Consider the following 23682-nt stretch of genomic DNA (forward strand, 5'->3'; position numbering starts at 1 on the left):
GATGATGCCACTAAAAAGTGGCTCATCATACCATTTCCTGATGATTTTCTGGCCAAAAAACACGTGTGTGCCATAGGGACCGGCTTTATCGTTCAAGGGACATGATGGCCATCTTGCGCCAGTTTCCAATCCGCCCGTGAAAAAATGCGCTCGTGACCGGACCAATACATGGCGATTTTATGCAGCCACAGCTCGGTCGGTACGGGCTCAGCCTTGAAGCTGAGCACCGCCATCACGACCAGGCTGGACAGCACCAGCGGCCGGCTGATGGCGATCTCGACGGCGCCGCGCGCGCTCCAGATAAAGCCGGCGGCCATGGCCAGGCCCAGCACACAGCCGCTGACCGCTTCCGATACACTGTGCGCATGGCCGAGCACGCGCGCGATGGCGATCAGCACGGCATACGCCACGCCGAGCGCGACGCCAGCCTGGCGCCAGCGCGGCTGGGCGCGCTGCAGCACGACATACAGCAAGACGGGGAAAACGGCGCCAGCGCGCATGGCATGGCCGCTGAAACCCGTGAAATCGAGCGTGCTGCTACCAATGCCCCAGCCCATGAAGACCAGTTTTGACAGCACCACCAGCAGCAGGCCGCCGCCATACCAGAGGCTCCAGCTAAACACCAGCCGCCACTGCTTCGATACCAGCAGCCACAAGGCAATCGCGACGCCAGCCGGCCCCATCAACGCCATATCGGCTGTAAAAGAAATACTATTCCACCAATTCATCGCAACAGCCTGTTTCATCATCAGGCTGAACTATGCCATGACTCGCGCTCCTGCTGCCTGGTTTTTCATCAGCACAGAGCGAGAATTACATTCAATTACAAATTCATTTCAAATATTCCAGCATGGAAATAGCTTCATTAGGCCATCAGGCAATCTCCTACACGGGGTCGAGCAGTGTTCCGATACTGGCACCCAAGCTTTCTGCGCATCATGTTGCCACCGGAAGTAGTTCCGGCGAGTGACTTCTTTCATTTTCAACAAAGGAAATATGATGAACTCGAATCAAAAAAGCGATCAAGGCAACAACAAGCAGTCGGGTAGCGGCTCACGCAGTGGCAGCCAGGGCAGCACCCAAGGCGGCACCCACGAGCAGCACGTGGACGCCGGCCGTCAAAGCCACAAAAATGACGGCAACAAGCAGTCGGGCGGTAGCGGTACCGGCGGCAGTGGCAATAAACAGTCTGGCGCTACCGGCGGCAAGGGCGGCAAACCCTGACGCCCTCGCCATTATCAAACCAGCCTGAGCCGCGCTAGCGGCAAAACAGGGCCGGCCATACCATGCCTGGTATAGCCGGCCCTGTTTCATTTTAAAAACTAGATATTGGTCAGACGCTTGCCCTTGGGCGGCGAGAAATCGCGGATGGCGTCGATCAAGCCTACCTCCAGCGCCTGTTCGGCCGTCAGGTGTAAATCGGAATACGCATGCACTCGCCAGTGTTGGTCATTCAGGGTCACATGGCTGCGCAAGATGCGTTCGGTGCGCAAGTCGTCGGCCCGCAAGCCTTCGACGATGATGCTCAGTGCATCGGGACGCGCGCCGGGTGAGGCGGTGGCGTGCGATTTATGCACCATGAAACGGGCCGTATCGCTAGCGCAACGATGCCGCCCGGCAAGAAACAAGGTCACCGCGATCGACGCCACGGCGCCGCCGTTATAGGTGACCAGCTCGATGGGCAGCTTGCTGAGAAAGTTGTACAGACAAATGCCGTCGCTGACATAACCCCCGTTCGACTGTATCAGCACGTGGGCCGTGCTGATCTTGTCTTCGGTCATATCGGACACCGCGTTGAAGACGCGCCTGACCATATCGCTGTTGACGTCGCCAGACAGCGTGAAATAGGCGTGGTGATCGGTATTACTTTGCGTATCGTTCATGGCAGAAACTCGCAAATAAAGCTTGATTCATCATAGCAAATTTCTGCCGCAACACACGCACGATGCGACATGAAAGCAACAGTCGGCAAACCTTGAAACATGCACATTTTCACCGTGTTTTTGCCCTGTTTTGGTGCGCTCTGGAAAGCCTTTTCAGATTGACAGAACACCCCTGCTGACATATATTCCACACACTTGATCGGGAGAGGGCAATCTTGCGTTGCCGCCGAAGGGGCACTACCCAAAAACTCTCAGGCAAAAGGACCGATCAGGCGAGCTCAAAATGTTGCCTTGACAACATATGACTCAACTCTGGAGAGCGGCCGCGGCGAAACGCCGGCGGCCCACCGAAGGGGCGCACGGGGCTAGCCCCCGTAATCTCTCAGGTACAAAGGACAGGGGGGTGAGTGAATGCCATGGAGAAACGCGTTGGCGGCTTTCTTGTGTGTTCTGTTAACTTCCCCTATACCTTCGTTCCGAGGATTCAATGACGCTCAAAGCGACCCCACTCAATAACGCCCACCGTGCCTTAGGTGCCCGCATGGTAGATTTCGGCGGTTGGGACATGCCTGTCAACTACGGTTCGCAAATCGAAGAACATCACGCCGTGCGCGGCGACGCCGGCATGTTCGACGTGTCGCACATGTGTGTGGTCGATATCGAAGGCGCCAACGTGCGCGCTTTCCTGCGCGGCCTGCTGGCCAATAACGTCGACAAGCTGCAAGTGCCGGGCAAGGCGCTGTACTCGTGCATGCTGAACGCCGAAGGTACCGTCATCGATGACCTAATCGTCTACTTCTTCAACGAAAACTGGTTCCGCCTGGTCGTCAATGCCGGCACCGCCGAAAAAGACGTAGCGTGGATGCAGCAACAGAACACCGCCACCAACAGCGGCCTGACCATTACCGAACGCCGCAACGCCAACGATCCGATGGCGCTGGTCGCCGTGCAAGGCCCGAATGCGCGCGCAAAAGTATGGCAAGTGCTGCCAGAAACGCAAGCCGCTTCCGAAGCCATCAAGCCATTCAATGTCGTCATCGTCAAGGACACGCCATTTGGCGAAGTGATGCTGGCACGCACTGGCTACACGGGCGAAGACGGTTTTGAAATCGGCGTCGCGGCCACGCAAGTCGAAGCGCTGTGGAATGCCCTGCTGGCGGCCGGCGTAAAACCGGCCGGCCTGGGCGCACGCGACACCCTGCGCCTGGAAGCGGGCATGAATCTGTACGGCCAGGACATGGATGAAACGGTCAACCCGCTCGACGCCGGCCTGGCATGGACCATCGACCTGGTCAGCGAGCGCGACTTCATCGGCAAGGCTGCCCTGCTGGCGCAAGGCCAGAACGCGCAATTCGTGGGCCTGATCCTGCGTGAAAAAGGCGGCGTCCTGCGCGCGCATCAAAAAGTCATCGTGGCCGGCAGCGACGCGACCGGTGAAATCACCAGCGGCACTTTCAGCCCGACGATGCAGGAAGCGATTGCCCTGGCACGCGTGCCGAACGGCGTGAACGTGGGCGATACCGTGCATGTGGAAATCCGCGGCAAGCAACTGGCCGCTTCCGTCGTCAAGCTGCCTTTCGTGCGTAACGGTAAAATCCTGGCTGCGTAAGCGATCAGCGATAGAGACCCGCCGCCCGCAAGACCGAACCAACATAACCAATAACGAACACTCACCATCTGGAGCATCACATGAACATTCCTGCAGACCTGAAGTACACCGCTTCCCACGAATGGGTACGCCTCGAAGCAGACGGCACGATCACCGTCGGCATCACCGAATACGCGCAGGACGCCCTCGGCGATATCGTGTTCGTTGAACTGCCGACCGTCGGCAACAGCTATGGCGCCGGCGACGACGCAGCGGTCGTTGAATCGGTCAAGGCAGCCAGCGACATCTACGCGCCGATCGCTGGCGAAGTGGTGGCAGTCAACGACGACGTCGTCAACTCGCCAGAAGCGATCAACGCCGACGCCTACGCCAACTGGCTGTTCAAGATCAAGCCAGCCGACGTATCGGCCCTGGACGGCTTGCTGGACGCAGCAGCGTACGGCGCCACCACAGGCGAGTAATCGCAATGACCAGCGGGCCGCGTTTGCGGCCCGTTTGTTTTTATTTTTCTTGTGTTGATACACCTCGCCGCCGCGCCCGCGCGCCGCATCCCGGTTTTTCAGTCTTTTTTGGCCTCTATATCATGACCCGCACCAGCCTGACCCAACTCGAAGCACGCGATGCTTTCATCGCCCGCCACATCGGCCCTTCCGCCGCCGAACAAGAAGCCATGCTGTCCACCCTCGGCTACGCCTCGCGCGCTGCCCTGATCGACGCCCTGGTTCCCGCCAATATCCGCAACAAGGGCGCCCTGCCGCTGGGCGCTTACTCGCAGCCGATGCCGGAACAGGAAGCGCTGTCGCGCCTGAAGGCCATCGCCGGCAAGAACCAGGTCTTGAAATCCCTGATCGGCCAGGGCTACTACAACACCTTCACGCCTGGCGTCGTGTTGCGTAACATCTTTGAAAACCCGGCCTGGTACACGGCGTACACGCCTTACCAGCCCGAGATTTCGCAAGGCCGCCTGGAAGCCATTCTGAACTTCCAGCAAGTGATCACCGACCTGACCGGCATGGGCATCGCGAATGCCTCGATGCTGGACGAAGGCACGGCCGCCGCCGAAGCGATGACCCTGATCCAGCGCGTGGGCAAATCGAAATCGAACGTGCTGTATGTCGCCAACGACGTGCTGCCGCAAACCCTGGAAGTGGTGCAGACACGCGCCCAGCCGATCGGCATCGACGTGCGCACCTTCGACCCGGCTGAAATCGAAGCGCTGGACAGCTGCTTCGGCGTGCTGCTGCAATACCCGGGCGCGAACGGCGTCGTGCGCGACTACCGCGCCGGCGTGGAAAAACTGCATGCGAATGGCGCCATGGTGATCGTCGCCGCCGACCTGCTGGCCCTGACCATGCTCACGCCTCCAGGCGAATGGGGCGCGGACGTGGTGGTCGGCAACAGCCAGCGCTTTGGCGTGCCGCTCGGTTTCGGCGGCCCGCACGCAGGCTACTTGTCTACCCGCGATGAATTCAAGCGCAATATGTCGGGCCGCCTGGTGGGCGTAACCGTCGATGCGCAAGGCAACAAGGCCTATCGTCTGGCCCTGCAAACGCGCGAACAGCATATCCGCCGCGAAAAAGCGACGTCGAACATCTGCACGGCGCAAGTGCTGCTGGCCGTAATGGCTTCGATGTACGCCGTCTACCACGGCCCTGCCGGCCTGCTGCAGATCGCCCAGCGCGTGCACCGCTTTACCGGCGTACTGGCGGCCAACCTGAAAACCCTGGGTTACACCATCGCTAACGCGACGTATTTTGACACCCTGACGGTGCAGGTTGCCGATGCAGAAAAACTGCATGCCACGGCCCTGAAACATGGCGTCAACCTGCGCAAGGTAGACAGCACCCACGTCGGCCTGTCGCTGGACGAAACCACCACCCGCGACGATATCGCGCTGCTGTGGAATGTGTTTGCCGACGGCGTGGCCAACGCGCCTACCGCCCCAAGCCTGGACGCGGTTGAAGCGGCTGTCACCAGCGCCCTGCCGTCGCAACTGGCCCGTGCCAGCGCCTACCTGACCCACCCAGTCTTCAATAGCTACCATTCGGAACACGAAATGCTGCGCTACCTGCGCAGCCTGGCCGACAAGGACCTGGCGCTGGACCGCACCATGATCCCGCTGGGCTCATGCACCATGAAGCTGAACGCCACCTCGGAAATGATCCCCGTGACCTGGCCCGAGTTTTCGAACATCCACCCGTTCGCGCCGGACGCGCAAACCGTGGGCTACCGCGAAATGATCTCGCAGCTGGAAGAAATGCTGTGCGCGCTGACCGGCTACGCCGCCGTCTCGCTGCAGCCTAACGCCGGTTCGCAAGGCGAATACGCCGGCCTCTTGGTGATCAAGGCTTACCACGAATCGCGCGGCGAAGGCCACCGCAATATCTGCCTGATCCCTTCGTCGGCGCACGGCACCAATCCGGCATCGGCCAATATGGTCGGCATGCAAGTAGTAGTCACTAGCTGCGACGCCAACGGCAACGTGGACCTTGCCGACCTGAAAGCCAAGGCTGAAAAACACAGCGCCAACCTGGCCTGCGTGATGGTGACTTACCCATCGACCCACGGCGTGTTTGAGGAAGGCATCCAGGAACTGTGCGAAATCATCCACTCGCACGGCGGCCAGGTGTATATCGACGGCGCCAACATGAACGCGCTGGTTGGCGTGGCCGCACCTGGCTCGTTTGGCGGCGACGTATCGCATTTGAACCTGCACAAAACCTTTTGCATCCCGCACGGCGGTGGCGGCCCGGGCGTCGGCCCTATCGGCGTGGGCGCCCACCTGGCAAAATTCCTGCCTAACCAGCGCTCGTCGGGCTACCAGCGCGACGCTGCCGGCATCGGCGCTGTCAGCGCTGCGCCATTCGGCTCGGCCAGCATCTTGCCGATCTCGTGGATGTATATCGCGATGATGGGCGCGGAAGGTTTGACGGCCGCCACCGAGACGGCCATCCTGGCAGCGAACTACATTGCGCGCCGCCTGTCGCCGCACTACCCGGTGCTGTACTCGGGCCACGATGGCCTGGTGGCGCACGAGTGCATCCTGGACCTGCGCCCGATCACGGACGCCACCGGCATCAGCAACGAAGACGTGGCCAAGCGCCTGATGGACTTCGGTTTCCATGCGCCGACCATGAGCTTCCCGGTACCGGGCACCTTGATGATCGAGCCGACGGAAAGCGAATCGAAAGTGGAGATCGACCGCTTCATCGACGCCATGATCGCCATTCGCGCCGAAATCGCCAAGGTCGCCAGCGGTGAATTCGACCACGATGACAATCCATTGAGGAACGCACCACACACGGCACAGGTATTGCTGTCGGACAACTGGGAACGCAAGTACAGCCGCGAAGTGGCAGCCTATCCAGTCGCCTCGCTGCGCCAGCGCAAATACTGGCCACCAGTCGGCCGCGCGGATAACGTGTATGGCGACCGTAACCTGTTCTGCGGTTGTGCGCCCATCAGTTCATACGAGGAAGAATAACGCCTGCCCCAACCTACTGCGCGGCGCGCTTTGCGGCCGGCGATGCTCACGCTACTAAAGTAGCGCTGCGCTTCTCGGCCACAAATCACTGCCGCTCGCTACGGTTGGGACAGACGTTGTCAAATTTGATTTAAAGACATAAAAACAAAACGGCAGGCCATCAGAGGCCTGCCGTTTTTTTATATTCGTGCAGTTAGTCTCTTACAACGCCAGCAAGGCTGCTCCTGGCAAGGCCATGGCGCCGGCGGCGATGCCGAGGCAGACTACGTCGCGGCGTTCGCAGCGTGCGCGTTTGGCGCTCCAGGCGGCGAACAGCAGCGCCAGGCCGATACCGAACAGTGAAATTCCTAATGGCACCATACAACCTCCTTGTTTATCGTCGTCATGTCTATGAAGCCCGATCGACTACCGACCGGTAGGAAGTAAGTGTACCCCAAAAATGCATAAAGTGCAGCAAGCTTGTATCAAGGGTCGTTCCGGATGCCATCCTTGACGCTTTGCCATCTGCTGGTATGATGCTTGACGCTGGTTATAGGCAGTACCAGCCTGGCGGCGCACTGTCGCGGCCGGCATCGTGCCACCACTTTCAAAGAATTCTTTCCACCATGAAGAAACGCTCGGCCTCGGCCGATAGAATCTGTGCCGTGGCCGTCGGACATTTCTCCGAACACGGCTATGACGGCTCGTCCCTCAGTGATATCGCCGAGCTGGCCGGCATGCGCAAGGCTTCGCTGTATTCGCATTTCGATAGCAAGGATGATCTGTTCCTGGCCGTGTTTGCCGACGCCTTGCTAGAAGAACACAGCTTCATGCAGCAATGTTTCGATGATGAAGCGGCGCTACAACAAGTGCCGCAGCAGGCTGGCGCCCTGTATTGCGACCGCATGGCGCAGCGCTATGGCCAGTCGCCACATGCGCGTTTCCTGCTGCGTACCGTGTATTTGCCGCCACAAGTGTTGCGTGATCACATCACTGGCGCTTACCGCGCCCTGCTCGACCAGCTGGAGCGCCATTACGCGGCCAGCCTGCTGCAAACCGCGCCGTGGCTGGCCCAGCCGCGCCTGGCGCTGTACGTGCAAGCCTACCTCGGCATCATAGACAGCATGCAGGTGGAATTGATCTATGCCGATGGCGCCGCCTTGCAGCAACGCCATGCCGCGCTGTGGCAGATCTTGTCCGATTCGCTGGCCATGGCGGCCCTCTCCCATGCCGCCTAACATTACAGTTTGGAAACCTAAGATTTCTTCAGTTGACACCTTTTGACCTCATCAATATGATGCGGGCATTATTCATTTACGGAGTCCCTCGTGGGTACTTGTTCTAGTGACAGTAGTCGATCGCGTAATAGCGATGTTATCGGCAGCTAAGCAGCAAGCAACACGGAATCCGTTATCCTCCGTGCCTTGCTGAGCAAGGTGCGGTGTCTCTTGCGGCCAACTGGCCGTGCGTTTCTCCCCTCTTCCCTTTTTCTTTCCGATCGCGACCGGCTACTGACCCGGATTGCCCGCAAGCACCATTTGCCTCGTGCATCATGGTACGCTTGTGGCACGCAAGTCTTGCCTGCGGCTGCGCCGCCCGCCAACACCTAGTCGTGAAAGGAAGAGCATGAATCTCTTCACCCGTTTGTTCGAATCGTTCCTGCGCAAGCGCCATACGGCCGGCCATTTCCGCCGCCATGCCATGCCGCTTGAAAACAGTACCGGCCGCCCTGTGCCCGATCATCTGGCGCGCCAGTTATTGATGGCCGCCCATGAAGAATTGCATGCGGCGCTGGAGCGATTGCATACGCGTGAAAGTGGCTTGAGCGAAGACGAAGCGCTGGACGTGATTGGACAAACGGGGCCCAACGAGGTGGAGCACGAAAAACCACTGGCCTGGTATCAGCATCTGTGGCTGTGCTACAAGAACCCCTTCAATCTGCTGCTGACGGTGCTGGCCATCGTGTCCTACCTGACGGAAGATCCGAAAGCGACCATCGTCATCGGCACCATGGTGATTTTGTCGACCTTGCTGCGCTTCGTGCAGGAAGGCCGCTCGAACCGCGCGGCCGAGCGCCTGAAAGCGCTGGTCAGCAACACCGCCACCGTGCTGCGCGCCGGCCAGCAAATCGAATTGCCGATCCGCAAGCTGGTGCAAGGCGACATCATCGTGCTGTCGGCCGGCGACATGATCCCGGCCGATTGCCGCCTGTTGTCGGCTAAAGACTTGTTCGTCAGCCAGGCGGCCATGACGGGCGAATCCTTGCCGGTAGAAAAAATGGCCGAACTGGCCGACGGCAATGGCAAAGACCCGATGGACATGGCCAACCTGCTGTTCATGGGCACCAACGTCATCTCGGGCGCCGCCACGGCGCTGGTGCTGGCGACCGGCAACCGCACCTATTTTGGCACCATCGCTACCCGCGTCACGGCCACCGAGCGCACGCCGACCGCCTTTGAAGCGGGCGTCAACAGCGTCAGCTGGCTGCTGATCCGCTTTGCGCTGGTGATGGCGCCGCTGGTCTTCCTGATCAATGGCTGGACCAAGGGCGACTGGATGGAAGCGTTCCTGTTCGCCTTGTCCGTGGCGGTCGGCCTGACACCGGAAATGCTGCCGATGATCGTCACCAGCACCCTGGCCAAGGGCGCCGTAAAACTGTCGAAAAAGAAAGTCGTCGTCAAGCGCCTGGACGCCATCCAGAACTTTGGCGCGATGGACGTGCTGTGCACCGATAAAACCGGTACCTTGACGCAGGACAAGATCGTGCTGGAGCGCCATACCGACGTCTTCGGCCAGCCATCAGATGAAGTACTGCAATTTGCCTACCTGAACAGCCACTATCAGACCGGCTTGAAAAACCTGCTGGACCGCGCCGTGCTCGACCATGTCGAACTGCAGACGGAAATGCAGCTGGCCCGCGATTACGTGAAAGTCGATGAAATCCCGTTCGATTTCGTGCGCCGCCGCATGTCGGTTGTCGTGTCTGAAAAGAATGATCACCATGAGCTGATCTGCAAGGGCGCCGTCGAGGAAATCCTCGCTGCCTGCAGCCATCTGCGCCTGGGCCAGAGCAATATCCCGCTCGACGATGCGCTGCTGGAAAAAGTGCTGGCCACCACGCAAGGCTTGAATGCGGAAGGCTTGCGCGTGGTTGCCGTGGCCGTCAAGGAAGTGCCGCCGCACAAGACCGTGTATGGCGTGGCCGATGAAACGGCGCTGACACTGATCGGTTATGTGGCCTTCCTCGATCCGCCGAAGGAATCGACCGCGCCCGCCCTGCGCGCTTTGGCCGAACATGGCGTGACCGTAAAGGTCTTGACCGGCGACAATCACCTGGTGACGGCGAAAATCTGCCGCGAAGTGGGCCTGACCGTGCATGGCGTGCTGCAGGGACCGCAGCTGGACGATATGGATGACGCCACCCTGGGCAGGGTAGCAGAAGAAAATACCGTCTTCGCCAAGCTCAGCCCGCTGCACAAGGAACGCCTGGTGCGCGCCCTGCGCGGCAATGGCCATATCGTCGGCTTCATGGGCGACGGCATCAATGACGCGCCGGCCCTGCGCGCGGCAGACATCGGCATTTCCGTCGATTCCGCGGTCGATATCGCCAAGGAAGCAGCCGACATCATTTTGCTGGAAAAGAGCTTGATGGTGCTGGAAGAAGGCGTGCTGGAGGGCCGCCGCACCTTCAGCAATATGCTGAAATACATCCGCATGACGGCCAGCTCGAACTTCGGCAACGTATTTTCCGTACTGGTGGCCAGCGCCTTTTTGCCGTTCCTGCCAATGCTGCCACTGCACTTGCTGGTGCAAAACCTGCTGTACGATGTGTCGCAGATCGCCATTCCCTTCGACAATGTCGACGCCGAACTGATACAGCAGCCGCTGAGCTGGAACCCGCGCGATATCGGCCGTTTCATGGTCTTCTTCGGCCCGATCAGCTCGATCTTCGACATCACCACCTTTGCCCTGATGTGGTACGTGTTCGACGCCAATACGCCGGAAAAACAAACCCTGTTCCAGTCTGGCTGGTTCGTAGTGGGCCTGCTGACGCAAACACTGATCGTGCACCTGATCCGCACGCCCAAGCTGCCGTTCATTGAAAGTATCGCTTCCGTGCCGCTGCTGGTCGCTACCACGGCCATCATGGCGGTGGGCGTGTTCCTGCCGATGGGCGCGTTTGCCACCTACTTCAAGCTCGAAGCCCTGCCACTCAATTACTTCCCGTGGCTGGTTGCCATCCTGGTCTGCTACACCGTGCTGACGACCGTGATGAAACGCATTTACCTGCGCAAATTCGGCTGGCAATAGTATGATGGGCCGCTCTACCACCTTGACCATCTTAAGGCTCGCATGAGCGGCTCCCCCCTCCCAAAGCGTAACAATCGTAACCTGGCCCTGCTAGTCTCGGGCCTGGTGTTTCCCGGCAGCGGACACTTTGTGCTGGGCCACAAAATACGTGGCAGTATCTTTGTGCTGCCTACCCTGGCAGCTATCGTGTTCGTGTTGCGTGACGTCATGGCCCGCGCAGATCAACTGGTGGACCAGATCAACAGCGGCGCCCTGCCGCTCGACCCGCAACTGATCCTGGAAAAAGTACAAGCCCTGTCCGCCAGCGATGGCGCGGCCATGAGCATCGCCGTCTGGGTGCTGATCGCTTGCTGGATAGGCAGTCTGGTCGATACATTCATCATCACCCGATGACGCTGGACGCAGACGCCCGCAGGCAGCGCAAGGAAGAAAAACTGCAGGCGCGGCGCGCACTATGGGCCGCGAAACGCCAGCACACGGCAGGCCCGCTGGCCTGGCGCGGCTGGTTCGACGGTTCCGCCCATCCCAATCCTGGCAAGCTGGGTTTGGGCGCCCTGCTGCTGGGGCCGAACGGCGAAAGGGTGGAAATCAGTGAGCCACTCGATTACGGCAACAGCAGCGAAGCGGAGTACGCGGCCTTGATCGCCGTGCTGCAAGCGGCGCTGGCGCTCAATCCACCGCCCGTGGAGCTGCTGCTGTATGGCGACAGCCAGGTGGTGATCAATGACGTGCTGGGAAGCACGCCGCTAGGCGCCAAGGGATTGGAAATACACAGGGCCAGCGTCGTGGCCCTGCTGCAACAACTCAATAACGTGACTTTGCGCTGGATACCGCGCCATCGCAATGGCGAGGCAGACAGGCTGTCGCAACTGGCGATAGCCGCGTGGGTAGAGCAAGATCCTCCACCGCAAGATTAAGCGGCGCGCCCTATCCGCAACGCCTGCTTCTGTTTTTGCAACGCCGGCCGCTTCAAGCCATGCTGCCCACCCAGATTAAACACGCTGACCACATGCGCCAGGTTATGCGCCTGGTGCTGCATCGATTCGGCGGCCGCCGCCGATTCTTCCACCAGGGCCGCGTTTTGCTGGGTCACGGCATCCATCTGGCCGATGGCGCGGTTGATTTCATCGATGCCCACGCTTTGCTCGTTGCTGGCGGCCGTGATCTCGGTGATGATGTCGCTCACGCGGTGTACGCTGGCAACGATGTCGTCCATCGTCGAGCCTGCTTCTGCCACCAGCTTGCTGCCTGCATTGACTTGCTCGACGGAATCGCCAATCAGGGTCTTGATTTCCTTCGCTGCCTGGCTTGACCGCTGGGCCAGGTTGCGCACTTCCGTCGCCACCACGGCAAAGCCACGGCCCTGCTCGCCTGCCCGCGCCGCTTCCACTGCCGCGTTCAGAGCCAGGATATTGGTCTGGAAAGCAATGCCATCAATCACGGAAATAATATCGACGATCTTGTTGGACGAGACATTGATCGCATCCATCGTGCCCACCACCTGCGCCACCACCGTGCCTCCCTTGACTGCCACTTGCGCTGCCGTCGCCGCCAGCTGATTGGCCTGGCGCGCATTGTCGGCATTCTGCTTGACGGTCGAGGTCAGCTCTTCCATCGACGAAGCCGTCTCTTCCAGCGAGCCGGCCTGCTGTTCCGTGCGGCTCGACAAATCCTGGTTGCCGGCCGCAATCTGGGTCGACGAGGTGGCGATACTGTCCGTGCTGCTGCGCACTTCGCCGACGATGGTCAGCAAACTGCTGTTCATATCTTTCAGGGCTAGCAGCAATTGCCCCGTTTCATCCTTGGCGCTGGCATCGATCTGCGCCGTCAAGTCGCCATCGGCGACGCGGCGCGCCACATCGACAGCCGTGCGCAGCGGCCCGACGATGCCGGTCGTCAGCAGCCAAGAGCAGACCACGCCAAAGGCCAGCGCCAGCACGGCCAGGGTCAGCAACAGGTTACGGCTGGTGCTGGCCACCCGGTCGATATCGTGCGCGGTGGCGTCGATACTGGCGCGCTGGTGTTCGAGCAATTCAAACACCATCTTCTGGTATTTGGCGGCGGCCGGTACGAAGGTTTTTTCAAACACCTGATTGGCGGCCTCGACCTGGCCTTCGCCCTTGAGCTTATAGACCTGGTCGCGCGAACTCAGATACAGCTTGCGCTGTTCCAGCAAGGCGGCAAACATGGTTTTTTCAACAGGCTGGGCTATCAGCGCCTCGATCTTCTTTTGCAGCTCGGCCGAGCTGGCCGACGATACTTTCGATTCTTCGGCGAAATACGCGCTCAGGGATGTATCCGAACTGCGGGCAATCGCGATGGTGCGGCGCACGGCGCTATCGATGCGTGCATACCAGTCGGAAATATGGCGCTCCTTGGCCAAAGGCTGCTCCATCATTACGCGCGTAGCGGTGGCCACGTCATGCAAGCGCCATACGCTGATGCCCGTGATCAGCATGGAAAACAGCAGGATCACGGCAAAACCCAGGCCAAGGCGGGAGCCGATGCTGACATTTCTTAATATATTCATAATACTATCCTGAAAAAATTGGCGCATGGTTCAGTAGAACCGTGCGCCAGGAAAATCTGCTACGCAGCAATGGCTTACGCAGCTAACTTCTCGATGAGTCCCATCTCGGCACTCGACATCAGCAAGTCGATATCGACCAGGATCAGCATGCGTTCGTCAAGCGTGCCCAGGCCGATCACATATTCCGTATTGAGCGAGCGGCCCATGTCGGGCGCCGGCTTGATTTGCTCCGGCAGCAAGGTGGTGACGTCGGAAACGCGGTCGACCACCATGCCAACCACGCGGTTGCCGATATTGAGGATGATGACGACAGTGAACTGGTCATAGCTGGGCGTGCCCAGGTTGAACTTGATGCGCATGTCGACGATAGGCACGATGATGCCGCGCAGATTGACCACGCCCTTGACGAACTCCGGCGCGTTGGCAATGCGGGTCGGCGTCTCATAGCTGCGGATTTCGCTGACCTTCTGGATGTCGATGCCGTACTCTTCCTGACCCAGGGTAAAAGCCAGGTATTCGGCAGCCTTGGCAACGGCCGCGCCAGACTCGCTAGCGATAGTGTTCATGATAATCCCTTAGTAAAATAATCTATCTATTTTTATAACTAATTTGCCGCAAAGCCAGCTTATGAATTTCTGCGTGGCAATATTACCTCATATAAATTTTACATGCACAAGAAAATGCATATCGATAAGGCACTGCATTGCCTGCCGCTTTATGCCACACTAGCGCCTCCGTTTTTCACCGACTGAGAAATATGCAATCTTTGCTCTCCCTATGGCAACCTCGCCTGCTGACCCTGGCCACTGCCGGCCTCGGCGATGACAGCGCCCACGACATCGAGCATCTGCACCGCGTCTGGCGCAATGCCTCCATCCTGCTGGAACAGCACCCGGAAGCCGACGCGCTGGTGGTGATGGCGGCCAGTTACCTGCATGACCTGGTCAATTTGCCGAAAAACCATCCTGAACGCCATTTGGCGTCGCGCCAAGCGGCGGCACTGGCCTGCCGCCAGTTGGCCGAACAGGATTTCCCATCCGACAAGCTGGCCGGCGTGGGCCACGCGATTGAAACACACAGTTTTTCCGCCGACCTGGCGCCGCAGACCATCGAAGCGCGCATCGTGCAAGATGCGGACCGCATCGACGCCCTGGGCGCCGTGGGCCTGGCGCGGCTGTTTTATACGGCTGCCCGCATGGATAGCGCGCTGGCACATGGCGCCGATCCGCTGGCGCAACAGCGTCCGCTGAACGACAAGGCGTACGCGCTCGACCATATCGAAACCAAACTGGCCAAGCTGCCTGGCAAGATGCAGACGCAGGCAGGCCGTGCGCTGGCCGAAAGCCGCCTGGCCGTACTCACTGACTTCCGCAGCACGTTCGCGCAAGAATGGACGATCGCGCCGGCTGCTTGATGGCAATAGCCAGCACGACGCCTGCTGTCTATAATATAAGGCTCAGCTAGCGCTGCGGCCTGATTCGCCGGCGCAACGCCAATAACCTATCCCCGCCCAGCCTGGCCATACCCGGGTGGTGCGGGGACTGCGCCGAAAGCCTGCATGTCCAAGCACACCGTTCCATCATCCCCCGCCAAGCCCGCGCGCGGCGGCAATCTGAACTTCATCCTCGTTTGCGTCTTCATCGACATGCTGGGCATAGGCCTGGTGGCGCCCGTGCTGCCCATATTGATCGGCGACTTCGTCAGCGGACGCGACCAGCAAGCTTTCTGGTACGGCATCATGGCGGCCGTGTTCGGCTTGCTGCAATTCATCTTCATGCCCATGCTGGGCGCCATCAGCGACCGCGTGGGCCGCCGCCCCGTGCTGCTGTATTCGATGGCCGGCATGGCCGTCAACTTCCTAGCCACGGGCTGGGCGCCCAACCTGGCCTGCCTGTTCATCGGCCGCATCATCGGCGGTGTATCGTCGGCCAGCATGTCGGTCGCCTCGGCCTACGCATCGGACGTCTCCACGCCCGAAAACCGGGCCAAGAGCTTCGGCAAGATCGGCGCCGCCTTCGGCCTGGGCTTCATCTGCGGCCCCATGCTGGGAGGCTTGCTGGGCGACATCAACCTGCACCTGCCCTTCTTTGTCGCGGCCGGCCTGTCGGCGGCCAATTTCATTTATGGTTATTTCTTTGTGCCCGAATCGCTGGCGCCGGGCGCCAAGGCACCGTTTACCCTGGCCCGTATCAACCCGTTCGCTGCCCTGCTGAAACTGCTGCGCCGCCTGGAAATTCGCGGCCTGGTGCTGGCGTTTGGCTTGATGACGTTTGCGCAAATGATGCTCAACACCACATGGGTGCTGTACACCCATTTCCGTTTCGACTGGACGCCGCGCCAGAACGGCATCGCGCTGTTTTGCGTGGGCCTGTGCGCAGCCGTCGTGCAGGCGTGCTTGCTGGGTTTACTGATCAAACGTTTTGGCGAAGTGCGGCTGTCGCTGCTGGGCATGGTATCGGGCGCCATTACCTATCTGCTGTACGGCCTGGCAACACAGGGCTGGATGATGTACGCCTTGATCTTGTGCAACCTGCTGGCGTTTGCCGCCGGCCCTGCCCTGCAAGGCATCATTTCCAAGGCATCCAACCCTGGCGAACAGGGAGAATTGATGGGCTCGCTACAATCGATCAGCAGCCTGGGTATCATCTTCATGCCGCTGCTGGGCAGCGCCATCCTCGGTGAAGTCAGCCATTTGCCGGCCAACGACTGGCGCATCGGCAGCACCTTCTTTGTTTGCGCCATCATGCAAACTTTGGGCTTGCTTGTTGCCTGGCGTTATTTCAAGTTGCGCGGGGTAAATTAGCCCGCAAGCAAAGTTAATATCCGGCCTACGCACTACACCCAGGTACCCCAGCTAAGCATTGCACGTAAGAAATAAATAGGTGAAAATGAATAAATCCGCCGGGCGTACAAACGCTCGGTATTCGAGTGCGAGCAAGGATGGGTATGACTGATTTTTATAGCAGCGCCTGGCGCCGAACCGCGGCCATGCTGGCGCTGGCCCTGCCAACCATGGCTTGGGCACAATGTTCGCGTGACATCCAGGTACCCGTATCTGCGGTCAGTCCCAACGTCGTGGTCAATGGCGCCAGCATCAGCGGCATCTATCCCGACCTGCTGCGCGCGCTGGGAGCCAAGATGGGCTGCAACTTCGTCTTCACCGCCATGCCGCGTGCGCGCCAGGAAGCCATGTTTGAACTGGGCAAGGCGGACATGCTGATCCCTGCCACCAGTACCCAGCGGCGCGACGTGCAAGGCCTGTTCGTGCCGCTGATGGGTAACCGCCCCCTGCTCATTTCGCTGCAAAGCGCACGCGCGCCCATCAACAGCATGCAGGAATTGATCGGGCGGCGCGAATTGCGGGTGGCGCTGGTGCGCGGCTATGATTACGGCGCCTCCTACCAGGCGCTGGCCAAGGAGCTCAGCAGCCAGGGCCGGCTGTTTTATGAAGTCGACGCCTTGTCGATCGCACGCCTGATGCAAAGCGGTTTCATCGACGCTACCATCATGAGCCCTACCATCCTGTCCGGCGTGGCGCAAAACGATGCCCGCGTGTATGGCATGGCTGACCGCTTGCGCCTGGAAGCTCTGCCGGAACTGCCCTGGGGCATGAGCGGCGCCTATCTGTCGCGCAAATCCCTGACAGCCGAAGACCAGGCTACCCTGCGCGAGCTGCTGGAAAAAGTGGGCCGCACGGGCGCACTGCTGGACGCCTTGCAGCGCAATCACAGGTCAGAATTGTTGTCGGCCAGTGTAAGACCACGTTAACGGCCCCTGGCGCCCATGTCAGGCTCTGTCGTCGCCATCGTTTTATTCGCCGCCCTGCTGCACGCCAGCTGGAATGCCATCGTCAAGGCAGGCAAGGATACTTTTCTCACCACCGTACTGGTCTCGGCTAGCGCCGCCCTGCTGTCACTGGCCACACTGCCTTTCATCGATGGACCAGGCATGGCCAGCTGGCCCTATCTGGCGGCCTCGGTCGTCGCCCAGCTGGTCTATTATTCGCTGCTGGCCGCCGCCTACCGGGCGGGCGACATGAGCCATGCCTATCCGCTGATGCGTGGCAGTGCGCCGCTGCTGGTGGCGCTGGCCAGCTGGCCGCTGATCGGCGAGCGCCTGTCGCTCACGCAGATGGCCGCCATCGCCTGTATCTGCGCCGGCATGATCGGCCTGACATTTGCTGCGCGCGCCAGGCATAATACGCGGCGGACCACCGCCTTTGCCTTGCTCAACGCCTGCGTGATCGCCAGCTATACCCTGATCGACGGCATCGGCGTGCGCCTGTCTGGCGCGCCGGCAGCGTACACGATGTGGATATTCGTCTTGAACGGGCTGGGATTGTTCTTGTGGATGCTGCTGCGCCGCCCGGCCGACTTGCTCGCTGGCGCAAAGGCGCAATGGCCTGGCGCACTGTTCGGCGGCGCCGGCACGCTCGCTTCCTACGGCCTGGCTCTGTGGGCCATGACGCAGGCGCCAGTGGCGGCCATCGCCGCGCTGCGCGAAACATCGATCCTGTTTGCCATTGCGATTGCGGCCATCTTTCTGCGCGAAAAAATCACTCTGCACCGCGCGCTGGCGATTGCCGTGATCGCCGCCGGCGCCGCACTGATGCGGGCCGGCTGACTTTTTACTTTTACTGCTCGATCGGCACGATCGGCAATTCGATCGCGCTACCCGCGCCCACCGCGTGGTACACGCGTTGCGTGGCCTTCTGGTAATCGCCAGGCTTGGCCAGGAAGATATTCGGCACGAAGGTTTGCGGATTGCGGTCGTACAGCGGGAACCAGCTCGACTGTACCTGCACGGCGATGCGGTGGCCCGGCAGGAAAACGTGGTTGGCGTTCGGCAAGGCAAAGCGGTAGCGCTCCACTTTGCCTGCCGGTATCGCCGTCGGGTGTTCCAGGCTGTCGCGGTAGCGGCCACGGAAGATATCCATGGAAATACCCAGCTGGTAGCCGCCCAGGGCTGGCTGCGATGGCACTTCGTCCGGATACACGTCGATCACTTTCACCACCCAGTCGCTATCGCTGCCGCTGGTCGATGCAAACAGGTTGACCACTGGCGCGCCGGCGATGCGCACGGCTTGTTTCAATGGTTCGGAAACATAGCTGAGCACATCGGTACGGTCGGCATAACCGCGCTGGTCGCTGACCAGCCAAGGCTTCCACACATCGCCATCGTTCAGGCGCACGGGACGGGGTACAAAAGGCACGGGTTTGGCCGGATCGGAGACGTATTCATCGTAGGCGCCGGTCGCATCGACACCAGCCTGTGGCGCGGCAAAGCCCAGCTTGTTGCCGTCTTGCAGGTAGATCGAGGTCAGCTTGGTATCGCAGGTATCGCAAGCGAGCGGCCAGCGCTGCAAACGCTGCCATTGATTGGTACCGCTCTGGTAGACCGTCACGGGCGCCGTGTTGGCCACCGGTGCATCATCCTTCAGGTACTGATCGAGGAAAGGCTGCATGACTTTTTCACGGAACTGGCGCGCCGTATCGCCGTCAAACTTCAGTGCGCCCAGGCTCGAGCCTTCATAGTTGACGCCGCTATGGCGCCATGGGCCCACGGCCAGGTAGTTCAGATTATTGTTCTTGTCGCGCCCTTCCATCGCCGCATAGGTTGCGTAAGGGCCATAGATATCTTCCTGGTCCCACAGGCCCACCACGTGCATGGTCGGCACCGTCAACGGTTTTTTCGCCAGGATCTTGTCGAGCGCCTGTTCCTGCCAGTAGCTGTCGTAGGCCGGGTGTTCGAACAGTTTTTTGGTGTAGGTCAGCTTGTCGATACCGAATTTTTTGGCAAAGTCGCCGGCCGAACCGATACGCAAGTAGGCTTCGTAATCGTCGTAGACGCCCAATGCCGGCGAGCCACCGCCGCTGCGCGCGCCGGTCTGGCCCGCGATATACGACAGGCTGGGCTGGCGGAACGCGCCATTGTGGAACCAGTCGTCGCCGCGCCAGCCATCAACCATGGCGCTCATGGGGATCGCCACTTTCAGCGCAGGATGCGGGTCGACCAGGGCCATCAGCACCGTGTGGCCTTCATAGGAAGAACCCAGCATGCCAACCTTGCCGTTACTTTCTGGAATGTTCTTCGACAGCCAGTCGATGGTGTCCCAGGCATCTGTCGTATTGTCGACTTTGGTATTGTTCAGCGGACCGCGTACCGGGCGCGTCATCACATAGTCGCCCTCGGATCCGTATTTGCCGCGCACATCCTGGAACACGCGGATATAACCGTGCTCGACCAGGGTATCGTCACCCTGTGACAACAGTCCCTGCATGGTGGGGCTGGCAGAGCGCTCGGCGCGCCGGGCCGCGTTATACGGCGTGCGGGTCAGCATGATCGGTGCACGCTTGGCGTCTTTCGGCACCACAATCACCGTGTACAGCTTGACGCCGTCGCGCATCGGGATCATCACCACGCGCTTGACGTAATCGTTCAAGTCCGGCATCACCAGCTTGGCGCCGATATCAGGCTGCATATACGGCGTCATCGGTGCCTGCTGCGCATACAGCGGCAATGAGGTGGCGGCCATGATGGCGCCGAGCAGGGTGAGTTGGGTGTAGCGGGCGACAGGCCGGAGGCGCATGTATTTCTCCAAAGAACGAAAAGGTAAACAGCCATGGTAGCGAAACAATGGGCCTTAAGCAATGCAAGCCGGCGCACCTTTCCCGACAAAACTTGACAGATCGCCGTTGAACTGCAACCATAACGCCATGAACTTTATCCCTTCACAACACGCCTGCTTGAATTGGTGGTCCCGCTCACTCCGCGCGGCCACTGTATAGTGATGTGATTATGATCAACGCCGCCTAGTTCGGTGGCGTAACAGGTTCAACCCTGGATCATCCCCGAACAGGTGGCTCGAAAGGAAACTTGATGAGCTTGCCTAACACCCCAGATACTCCAGACACCCAGGACAATGCACCGGCAGCACCGCTGTCCGCCGCCGCTATCGCTTCGCAATCCGTGATCCTGACGGGCGACCGCCCTACCGGCCCGCTGCATCTGGGCCATTACGTGGGCAGCTTGCGCAACCGCGTGACGTATCAGCACGACTACAAGCAATTCATCATGCTGGCCGACGCGCAGGCGCTGACCGATAATATGGATGACATCGACAAGGTGCACCGCAACGTGGTCGAAGTGGCGCTGGACTACCTGGCTATCGGCATCGACCCAACGAAAACCACGGTGTTCATCCAGTCGCAGATCCCCGAACTGGCCGAGCTGACTTTTTACTATCTGAACATCGTCACCGTGGCTCGCCTGGAGCGCAACCCTACCGTCAAGGAAGAAATTCGTCTGCGCGGCTTCGAGCGCGACATCCCGGCCGGTTTCCTGACTTACCCGGCCAGCCAGGCAGCCGACATTACGGCTTTCAAGGCCGGCGTGGTGCCGGTCGGCGAAGACCAGATCCCGATGATCGAGCAAACCAATGAAATCGTGCGCCGCTTCAACCGCATGTACAACCGCGAAGTGCTGATGGAATGCAAGGCTCTGGTGCCGGAAATCGGCCGCCTGCCTGGCATCGATGGCAAGGCCAAGATGAGCAAATCCTTGGGCAACACCATCAACCTGGGCGCCACGCCTGACGAAATCACGGCCGCCGTGAAAAAAGTCTACACCGACCCGCTGCACCTGCGCGTAGCCGACCCTGGCCACCTGGAAGGCAATGTGGCCTTTATTTACCTGGACGCGTTCGATCCGGACAAGGCCGCCCTGGAAGAAATGAAAGCCCATTATGTGCGTGGCGGCCTGGGCGACAGCATCGTCAAGAAACGCCTGGAAGTGGTGCTGCAAGACTTGCTGGCCCCGATACGCGCACGCCGCGAAGAGTTCGCCAAGGACAAGGGGCAGATTATCCAGATGCTGAAAGAAGGCACCTTCCGCGCCCGCGAAGTGGCAGCGCGCACAGCCGATGAAGTCAAGTCGGCACTGGGTTTGAACTACTTTTAATTGCTTTTAATTACTATTCTGTAATAGCAAGCTGATGCGCCCTGCCGGAGTCGGGTAAAATCCCGTCTCCGCCAGGGCGCAGTGCATTGGCACCATAGAATAAGTAATCAGAGTAGACAACAAGGCGCAATGAACGATACCGCTATCGAGCAGCTGCTGCAGCAGCATTTTTCCATTGATGCTCTGCAACAGGCGCCCGCTCCCTTGCAGCAGGCACTGCGCATGCTGGGCGGCTGGCTGGCCGCCGGCCGCGACACGCCCTATCCCCATACGCCGTATGCGGAACTGATACCGCAACTGTCCGCTATCCGTCCGCCGACGCACGGCATGGCGGTGACGGATTTCCTGCAGGAACTGGACTCAACCGTGCTGGCCAATACGGCCCAGCTGAACCACCCGCGCTACATCGGCCACATGACCCAGGCCCTGCCCTGGGTCAGCGTGCTGGCCGAAGCCTTTACGGCCGCGCTGAACCAGAACCAGGTCAAGATCGAAACGGCGTATGTATCGACCCTGATCGAAAAGCAGATCCTGGGCTGGCTACACCGCCAGGTCTACCAGCACGACGATAGCGTCTACACGCAGGCGATGGCGGCCACCAGCGGCGCGCTGGGCAATGTGGTCAATGGCGGCACCATGGGCAATTTGACAGCCTTGGCGGTGGCGCTCGAACATCAGTTGCCGGGCACGCGCAAGCGGGGCCTGTTTGCCTCCATGCAAGAGTCGGGCTATGGCGGCCTGGCCGTGATCGGTTCGGCCCGCAGCCATTATTCCGTCAAGAAAGCCCTGGCCACCCTGGGCTTGGGTGAAGCCGCCTTGCACCTGGTGCCGGTCGACCGCGACAACCGCATCGACATCACCGCGCTGGAAAGTACGATTGCCAGCTTAAAAGCGCGCAACATCAAGGTGGTGGCCATGATAGGCATCGCCGGCACCACGGAAACGGGCGCCATCGATCCGCTGGCCGCCATGGCGCACATCGCCAAACGCGAAAACATCTGGTTCCATGTGGATGCGGCCTGGGGCGGCGCCCTCTTGATCGCCGAACAATACCGCCACCTGTACGACGGCATCGCCCTGGCCGATTCGGTGGTGATCGATGGCCATAAACTGCTGTGGGTGCCGATGGCGCAAAGCATGGTGCTGTTCAAGCATAGCGCCAGCCTGAATTTACTCAAACACAACGCCAATTACATTCTGCGCGACAATTCCGGCGACCTGGGCCAAACCTCGCTGGAAGGTTCGCGCCGCTTCGACACCTTGAAACTATGGGCGTCGTTCAAGGTACTGGGCGTGTCCGGCTATACCACCCTGCTGGAGCAAGCCGCCACCCTGAGTGGCCAATTGCAAGCCTTGCTGGCTGAACAGAGCGACTTTGAACTGATCACCCGTTCCGATACCTTTATCCTGACCTACCGCTATGTGCCCGTGCATTTGCGCCAGCGCATGGCCGAGTTGCTGAGCGACGGCCAGACAGAGGCGGCAACAGCGCTGAACCAGCAATTGAATACCCTCAACGCCAAGCTGCAAAACCGCCAAAAAGCGGAAGGCCACAGCTTTGTGTCGCGCACCGTGCTCGAATCGACGCCGTATCCGGGCCCGACCAATGTGTTGCGCGTAGTGATGAGCAACGTCAAGACCCGGCCCCACCATTTGCGCGCCATCCTGGACGAACAACGGGCAATCGGGCAGGCGCTGGTAGCTGAACTGGGCTTGTAAAAGGATGCGTAACATCATACTGTAGTGTCCACAGCCCAACAGTGCTAGAATTTTGCCTGGAGATGGCATTCCTCCCACGCAAGCTGTAACGTTTTTCGTGAACCGCCTTCGGGCTGATGATGCCTGCACTTTTTCCTGGATGACCGGAAAGATGCAGGCGCGCGCTCAGCGTGTATGCATCGGCCGCCTGTCCAGGTTCGAACCACCC

General features: G+C 60.0%; 20 protein-coding genes and 3 riboswitches. Of the genes, 14 read left to right on the forward strand and 6 right to left on the reverse strand.

Features of this window, described 5'->3' with window-relative positions; translation table 11 throughout:
• Positions 1-92: 92 nt before the first annotated feature.
• Positions 93-728: a phosphatase PAP2 family protein gene (locus HDE75_RS01800; RefSeq protein ID WP_260173592.1), complete on the reverse strand. Its 636-nt coding sequence runs from the start codon at positions 726-728 to the stop codon at positions 93-95.
• Positions 729-999: 271 nt separating this feature from the next.
• On the opposite strand from HDE75_RS01800, the gene HDE75_RS01805 reads away from it, so the two are divergent.
• Entirely contained in the window at positions 1000-1224 is a 225-nt protein-coding gene (locus HDE75_RS01805) for a hypothetical protein (RefSeq protein ID WP_311735051.1), read from the forward strand.
• 98 nt (positions 1225-1322) lie between these two features.
• On the opposite strand, the gene HDE75_RS01810 is transcribed toward HDE75_RS01805, so the two are convergent.
• Complete coding sequence (locus HDE75_RS01810) at positions 1323-1883, reverse strand: ATP-dependent Clp protease proteolytic subunit (protein ID WP_183676501.1); 561 nt, start codon at positions 1881-1883, stop codon at positions 1323-1325.
• Between the two features lie 190 nt (positions 1884-2073).
• A riboswitch (glycine riboswitch) is annotated at positions 2074-2160 on the forward strand.
• A 25-nt stretch (positions 2161-2185) separates the two neighbouring features.
• Positions 2186-2292: riboswitch (glycine riboswitch) on the forward strand.
• Positions 2293-2370: 78 nt separating this feature from the next.
• Here HDE75_RS01810 and gcvT point away from each other — a divergent pair.
• The 3 genes from gcvT to gcvP all read left to right on the forward strand — a co-directional run bounded on the left by gcvT (position 2371) and on the right by gcvP (position 6976).
• Positions 2371-3492 carry a glycine cleavage system aminomethyltransferase GcvT gene (gene gcvT / locus HDE75_RS01815; protein WP_183676500.1) on the forward strand — a complete coding sequence of 374 codons (1122 nt, stop codon included), beginning with the start codon at positions 2371-2373 and terminating at the stop codon, positions 3490-3492.
• An 80-nt stretch (positions 3493-3572) separates the two neighbouring features.
• Entirely contained in the window at positions 3573-3953 is a 381-nt protein-coding gene (gcvH, locus tag HDE75_RS01820; protein WP_183676499.1) for a glycine cleavage system protein GcvH, read from the forward strand.
• Between the two features lie 122 nt (positions 3954-4075).
• Positions 4076-6976, forward strand: a complete 2901-nt coding sequence (gene gcvP, locus HDE75_RS01825; protein ID WP_183676498.1) for an aminomethyl-transferring glycine dehydrogenase — start codon at positions 4076-4078, stop codon at positions 6974-6976.
• 201 nt (positions 6977-7177) lie between these two features.
• Here the strand turns inward: gcvP and HDE75_RS01830 are convergent, their stop codons facing one another.
• Positions 7178-7336, reverse strand: a complete 159-nt coding sequence (locus tag HDE75_RS01830; RefSeq protein ID WP_183676497.1) for a hypothetical protein — start codon at positions 7334-7336, stop codon at positions 7178-7180.
• Between the two features lie 245 nt (positions 7337-7581).
• Here HDE75_RS01830 and HDE75_RS01835 point away from each other — a divergent pair, with 245 nt between their 5' ends.
• The 4 genes from HDE75_RS01835 to HDE75_RS01850 all read left to right on the forward strand — a co-directional run bounded on the left by HDE75_RS01835 (position 7582) and on the right by HDE75_RS01850 (position 12183).
• Positions 7582-8193 carry a TetR/AcrR family transcriptional regulator gene (locus HDE75_RS01835; RefSeq protein ID WP_183676496.1) on the forward strand — a complete coding sequence of 204 codons (612 nt, stop codon included), beginning with the start codon at positions 7582-7584 and terminating at the stop codon, positions 8191-8193.
• A gap of 388 nt (positions 8194-8581) precedes the next feature.
• Complete coding sequence (mgtA, locus tag HDE75_RS01840; RefSeq protein ID WP_183676495.1) at positions 8582-11266, forward strand: magnesium-translocating P-type ATPase; 2685 nt, start codon at positions 8582-8584, stop codon at positions 11264-11266.
• A 42-nt stretch (positions 11267-11308) separates the two neighbouring features.
• Positions 11309-11659, forward strand: coding sequence for a hypothetical protein (locus HDE75_RS01845; RefSeq protein WP_183676494.1), 351 nt, complete (start codon positions 11309-11311; stop codon positions 11657-11659).
• Positions 11656-12183: a ribonuclease HI family protein gene (locus tag HDE75_RS01850; protein WP_183676493.1), complete on the forward strand. Its 528-nt coding sequence runs from the start codon at positions 11656-11658 to the stop codon at positions 12181-12183. Before HDE75_RS01845 ends, HDE75_RS01850 begins: the two co-directional genes overlap by 4 nt.
• On the opposite strand, the gene HDE75_RS01855 is transcribed toward HDE75_RS01850, so the two are convergent.
• Together HDE75_RS01855 and HDE75_RS01860 are read right to left on the reverse strand one after the other, a co-directional pair.
• A complete protein-coding gene (locus HDE75_RS01855) occupies positions 12180-13796 on the reverse strand; it encodes a methyl-accepting chemotaxis protein (protein WP_183676492.1) in 1617 nt (538 codons plus the stop codon). The genes HDE75_RS01850 and HDE75_RS01855 overlap by 4 nt on opposite strands.
• A gap of 74 nt (positions 13797-13870) precedes the next feature.
• A complete protein-coding gene (locus HDE75_RS01860; protein WP_183676491.1) occupies positions 13871-14362 on the reverse strand; it encodes a chemotaxis protein CheW in 492 nt (163 codons plus the stop codon).
• A gap of 191 nt (positions 14363-14553) precedes the next feature.
• On the opposite strand from HDE75_RS01860, the gene HDE75_RS01865 reads away from it, so the two are divergent.
• From HDE75_RS01865 to HDE75_RS01880, 4 genes are all read left to right on the forward strand, one after another.
• On the forward strand, positions 14554-15210 hold the full coding sequence (locus HDE75_RS01865; RefSeq protein WP_183676490.1) for an HD domain-containing protein: 657 nt from the start codon (positions 14554-14556) through the stop codon (positions 15208-15210).
• 144 nt (positions 15211-15354) lie between these two features.
• Complete coding sequence (locus HDE75_RS01870; RefSeq protein ID WP_183676489.1) at positions 15355-16599, forward strand: TCR/Tet family MFS transporter; 1245 nt, start codon at positions 15355-15357, stop codon at positions 16597-16599.
• A 143-nt stretch (positions 16600-16742) separates the two neighbouring features.
• A complete protein-coding gene (locus HDE75_RS01875; protein ID WP_183676488.1) occupies positions 16743-17564 on the forward strand; it encodes a substrate-binding periplasmic protein in 822 nt (273 codons plus the stop codon).
• 15 nt (positions 17565-17579) lie between these two features.
• Positions 17580-18419, forward strand: a complete 840-nt coding sequence (locus HDE75_RS01880) for a DMT family transporter (protein ID WP_183676487.1) — start codon at positions 17580-17582, stop codon at positions 18417-18419.
• 10 nt (positions 18420-18429) lie between these two features.
• On the opposite strand, the gene HDE75_RS01885 is transcribed toward HDE75_RS01880, so the two are convergent.
• A complete protein-coding gene (locus HDE75_RS01885) occupies positions 18430-20385 on the reverse strand; it encodes a CocE/NonD family hydrolase (protein ID WP_183676486.1) in 1956 nt (651 codons plus the stop codon).
• Positions 20386-20675: 290 nt separating this feature from the next.
• Between HDE75_RS01885 and trpS the strand changes: the two genes are divergently transcribed.
• Together trpS and HDE75_RS01895 are read left to right on the forward strand one after the other, a co-directional pair.
• Positions 20676-21755, forward strand: a complete 1080-nt coding sequence (gene trpS / locus HDE75_RS01890) for a tryptophan--tRNA ligase (protein WP_260173596.1) — start codon at positions 20676-20678, stop codon at positions 21753-21755.
• Positions 21756-21884: 129 nt separating this feature from the next.
• Positions 21885-23474, forward strand: coding sequence for an aminotransferase class V-fold PLP-dependent enzyme (locus tag HDE75_RS01895; protein WP_183676485.1), 1590 nt, complete (start codon positions 21885-21887; stop codon positions 23472-23474).
• 49 nt (positions 23475-23523) lie between these two features.
• Positions 23524-23607, forward strand: a riboswitch (Fluoride riboswitch).
• Positions 23608-23682 lie beyond the last annotated feature (75 nt).

The organism is Janthinobacterium silvisoli, from assembly GCF_014200725.1.
GTDB lineage: Bacteria > Pseudomonadota > Gammaproteobacteria > Burkholderiales > Burkholderiaceae_D > Janthinobacterium.

What these genes read in the sequence shown, in the direction of transcription:
- HDE75_RS01800 (WP_260173592.1), bottom strand. Translation starts at nt 728, where the DNA reads ATGAATTGGTGGAATAGTATTTCTTTTACAGCCGATATGGCGTTGATG.
- HDE75_RS01805 (WP_311735051.1), top strand. Translation starts at nt 1,000, where the DNA reads ATGAACTCGAATCAAAAAAGCGATCAAGGCAACAACAAGCAGTCGGGT.
- HDE75_RS01810 (WP_183676501.1), bottom strand. Translation starts at nt 1,883, where the DNA reads ATGAACGATACGCAAAGTAATACCGATCACCACGCCTATTTCACGCTG.
- gcvT (WP_183676500.1), top strand. Translation starts at nt 2,371, where the DNA reads ATGACGCTCAAAGCGACCCCACTCAATAACGCCCACCGTGCCTTAGGT.
- gcvH (WP_183676499.1), top strand. Translation starts at nt 3,573, where the DNA reads ATGAACATTCCTGCAGACCTGAAGTACACCGCTTCCCACGAATGGGTA.
- gcvP (WP_183676498.1), top strand. Translation starts at nt 4,076, where the DNA reads ATGACCCGCACCAGCCTGACCCAACTCGAAGCACGCGATGCTTTCATC.
- HDE75_RS01830 (WP_183676497.1), bottom strand. Translation starts at nt 7,336, where the DNA reads ATGGTGCCATTAGGAATTTCACTGTTCGGTATCGGCCTGGCGCTGCTG.
- HDE75_RS01835 (WP_183676496.1), top strand. Translation starts at nt 7,582, where the DNA reads ATGAAGAAACGCTCGGCCTCGGCCGATAGAATCTGTGCCGTGGCCGTC.
- mgtA (WP_183676495.1), top strand. Translation starts at nt 8,582, where the DNA reads ATGAATCTCTTCACCCGTTTGTTCGAATCGTTCCTGCGCAAGCGCCAT.
- HDE75_RS01845 (WP_183676494.1), top strand. Translation starts at nt 11,309, where the DNA reads ATGAGCGGCTCCCCCCTCCCAAAGCGTAACAATCGTAACCTGGCCCTG.
- HDE75_RS01850 (WP_183676493.1), top strand. Translation starts at nt 11,656, where the DNA reads ATGACGCTGGACGCAGACGCCCGCAGGCAGCGCAAGGAAGAAAAACTG.
- HDE75_RS01855 (WP_183676492.1), bottom strand. Translation starts at nt 13,796, where the DNA reads ATGAATATATTAAGAAATGTCAGCATCGGCTCCCGCCTTGGCCTGGGT.
- HDE75_RS01860 (WP_183676491.1), bottom strand. Translation starts at nt 14,362, where the DNA reads ATGAACACTATCGCTAGCGAGTCTGGCGCGGCCGTTGCCAAGGCTGCC.
- HDE75_RS01865 (WP_183676490.1), top strand. Translation starts at nt 14,554, where the DNA reads ATGCAATCTTTGCTCTCCCTATGGCAACCTCGCCTGCTGACCCTGGCC.
- HDE75_RS01870 (WP_183676489.1), top strand. Translation starts at nt 15,355, where the DNA reads ATGTCCAAGCACACCGTTCCATCATCCCCCGCCAAGCCCGCGCGCGGC.
- HDE75_RS01875 (WP_183676488.1), top strand. Translation starts at nt 16,743, where the DNA reads ATGACTGATTTTTATAGCAGCGCCTGGCGCCGAACCGCGGCCATGCTG.
- HDE75_RS01880 (WP_183676487.1), top strand. Translation starts at nt 17,580, where the DNA reads ATGTCAGGCTCTGTCGTCGCCATCGTTTTATTCGCCGCCCTGCTGCAC.
- HDE75_RS01885 (WP_183676486.1), bottom strand. Translation starts at nt 20,385, where the DNA reads ATGCGCCTCCGGCCTGTCGCCCGCTACACCCAACTCACCCTGCTCGGC.
- trpS (WP_260173596.1), top strand. Translation starts at nt 20,676, where the DNA reads ATGAGCTTGCCTAACACCCCAGATACTCCAGACACCCAGGACAATGCA.
- HDE75_RS01895 (WP_183676485.1), top strand. Translation starts at nt 21,885, where the DNA reads ATGAACGATACCGCTATCGAGCAGCTGCTGCAGCAGCATTTTTCCATT.